Raw genomic sequence first — 2,471 nt, 5'->3', positions numbered from 1 at the left:
CCAGGACCAGGACGGTCAGGACCCGCCGCTGCACCCGGTCGTGGATCTGAGCGGGGTCCGCGCTGGGGTCCGCGCTGGGGTCCGCGCGGGGGTTCGGGCTGGGGGCTGCATCGGTATCCCCGGTGCCCCCGGGCGCCCCGGCGTCCCCGCGCTCCGGGCTCATCTGTCGACCCAGGACCTGGCGTGCAGGAGCACGTCGACCGCGGTCGCCTTCCCCGCCGGCCTCAGGTCGTGGCGCAGGGAGACCACCTCGAGCCCCTGGGCACCGAGGGCCAGGTCCGCGATCCCGGGGAGCACCGTCGGGTCCTGCGGCCCGCCGACGCCGCGACGCAGGTTCTCGGCGGCGTGTCCGAGGTACACCAGGTGCCCGCCGGGGCGCAGCCATCCGCCGGCGTTGCGCAGGACCCGGGTGAGGCTCTCCATCTCGAGATGGAGGAACCCGATGACGACGAGGTCCACGGACTCCTCGGGCGACCAGGTGGTGGCGTCACCGACCACCCAGTCGACGCTGCCGCTGCGGCCGTCGTCGGAGTCCTTGGCGCGGGCCTGCTCGATCGCGACCTCGGAGAAGTCGACCGCCGAGACCTGCCACCCGTGCGCGGCCAGCCATCGCGCGTGCCGGCCGTCACCGCACGCCAGGTCCACCGCGGTGTCCACGGGCAGACCGGCGTCCTCGGCGCCCGTCACCTCCGCGACGATGCGTGCTGCGGGGGTGGTGCCCCACACGTCGGGCTGGGCCAGGTATCGGGCGTTCCAGTCGGAGGCGTCCACGGGCGGCGGTCCTTTCGGTACTTCGTGTCGATGCTGCTTCTGGTTGCTACTGCGTCTCGTCGGTGCTGCACCCGGGTGTACCCGGAGCGGCGGGGGCGGAACGATTCACGGCCGTCGGAGCCACCGCAGGTGTTCGTCGTCGCCCTGCAGCTCCAGTCTCCTCCACAGGACGCTGCCCGGCACGGCCTGGCTGGGGTGACACTCCACTGCGGTGAGTTGTGCGGTGCGATCGACGGTCAGCGCCAGGTCGATATCGCCGCCGGGCCGACCGAGGAATCCGGCGTATCCCTCGCCCCCCAGTCTCCCGCAGATCTCCTCCGGGAGGGTCCACGCCAACACGGGCAGCCCGTGCCGGGCGCCCGCCCGGACCGCCGCCGCGGTGGCAGCCACGTGGTCCGGGTGGCCGCTGATCCCGGTGGAGTCGAAGACGACGAGGCCGTCGGGCCGGGCCCTCTCCAGCGCGCGCTCGACCTCGTCGTCGAGTACGGACGGCTCGAGGGCGGCGAGGCCACCGTCGGGCAGGTCGCGCAACGTGACCCACCTCGCCCCGAGGGCGTCCGCCGCGGCGCGTAGTTCGTGCTCCCGGATCTGCGAGAGGTCGCCCTCGACGCCGTGGAGCGTGGAGGCCTCGCCCCTGGTCAGGCAGAGGACGTCCACGTCCGCGCCGCCGTCGGCGAAGGTGGACAGCACTGCGCCCAGGCCGAAGGACTCGTCGTCCGGGTGGGCCACCACGGCCAGGACCGCCCCCCAGTCCGGCAGTCCGCTCGTCTCCTTCATCGCCCCGGCCCTCCCCATTACTGTTGTCGGTGGATTCGCGTTCCGGGTCCGTTGGATACCCGGTACCGTATCTTCCCATGGATACCTCCCGTGAACGGACCGATGTCTCGCTCTTCGCCCGCGCGTGGGTGGTGGCCAGCCCAGTGCTCGAGCGCGTCGGGCTCGCGAAATCTCGGCGTCGTCTGGTCTCGGGGCTGTCGGGAACCGTGGTGGAGGTGGGCGCGGGCAGCGGGGTGACCTTCGAGCACTATCCGCCGGAGGTCACCAGGGTCGTGGCGATCGAGCCGGACCCCCACCTGCGCGCGCACGCGCACCGGTACGCGGAACACGCGAGGGTCCACGTCGACGTCGTGGACTCAGTGGCGGAATCCCTCCCCCTCGCCGACGGCGAGGCCGACGCCGTGGTGTTCGGACTCGTCCTGTGCACCGTCCCCGATGTTCCGGCGGCTCTGGCCGAGGCCCGGCGTGTTCTGGCGCCGGACGGCGAGCTGCGGCTGCTGGAACACGTCCGGGCCGACGGACTGCTGGGTCGAGTGGCCGACCGGATAGCCCCCGTGTGGAGCCGGGTGGGCGGGGGGTGTCAGCCGAACCGGGAGACCGGGAGGAGTCTCGCGGAGGCGGGGTTCGACGTGTCCGGCCTCACGCGACGGCCGTTCCCGCCGGTGCTCCCGTTGACGCCGATGCTCATTGGTGCGGCGCGCCGGCGGTAGCGGCACGGCCGTCCATGGCGCACGCGCCGTCCCCGCAGGGGCGGGCGCGCCAGCGGTAGACCACGGCCCCGGCGAGTAGCACCAGGGAGAGGGCGGCGAGCCACGGCTGGAGCGGTGCCCACACCCCCAGGGCGCCCGTGGTCCCCAGCAGGAGCAGCACGATCTTGTTGCACACGGGGCAGGCCACCGCGAACCACGCCGTGGCCACCCCGA

The 2,471-nt window shown here is 73.3% G+C and carries 3 protein-coding genes and 1 pseudogene; 1 reads left to right on the top strand and 3 read right to left on the bottom strand.

Annotated features, from left to right (window positions below):
• Positions 1–159: 159 nt before the first annotated feature.
• Both G6031_RS11020 and G6031_RS11015 read right to left on the bottom strand, forming a co-directional pair.
• Positions 160–771 carry a methyltransferase domain-containing protein gene (locus tag G6031_RS11020; protein ID WP_182653276.1) on the bottom strand — a complete coding sequence of 204 codons (612 nt, stop codon included), beginning with the start codon at positions 769–771 and terminating at the stop codon, positions 160–162.
• Between the two features lie 105 nt (positions 772–876).
• Positions 877–1,548, bottom strand: a complete 672-nt coding sequence (locus tag G6031_RS11015) for a PIG-L deacetylase family protein (protein ID WP_182653275.1) — start codon at positions 1,546–1,548, stop codon at positions 877–879.
• Positions 1,549–1,625: 77 nt separating this feature from the next.
• Between G6031_RS11015 and G6031_RS11010 the strand changes: the two genes are divergently transcribed.
• On the top strand, positions 1,626–2,258 hold the full coding sequence (locus tag G6031_RS11010) for a class I SAM-dependent methyltransferase (protein ID WP_182653274.1): 633 nt from the start codon (positions 1,626–1,628) through the stop codon (positions 2,256–2,258).
• Here the strand turns inward: G6031_RS11010 and G6031_RS11005 are convergent.
• A pseudogene (locus G6031_RS11005) lies at positions 2,233–2,471 on the bottom strand (hypothetical protein); the annotation flags it as partial. The gene G6031_RS11010 and the pseudogene G6031_RS11005 overlap by 26 nt on opposite strands.

It is taken from the genome of Dietzia sp. CQ4, assembly GCF_014145125.1.
In the GTDB taxonomy this organism is placed as follows: Bacteria; Actinomycetota; Actinomycetes; order Mycobacteriales; family Mycobacteriaceae; genus Dietzia; species Dietzia natronolimnaea.
The sequence above is the reverse complement of the archived record's forward strand: the minus strand, read 5'-3'. Positions and strand labels throughout refer to the sequence as shown.

Coding starts and splice junctions, on each gene's coding strand:
- G6031_RS11015 (WP_182653275.1), bottom strand. CDS start 1,548: ATGAAGGAGACGAGCGGACTGCCGGACTGGGGGGCGGTCCTGGCCGTG.
- G6031_RS11010 (WP_182653274.1), top strand. CDS start 1,626: ATGGATACCTCCCGTGAACGGACCGATGTCTCGCTCTTCGCCCGCGCG.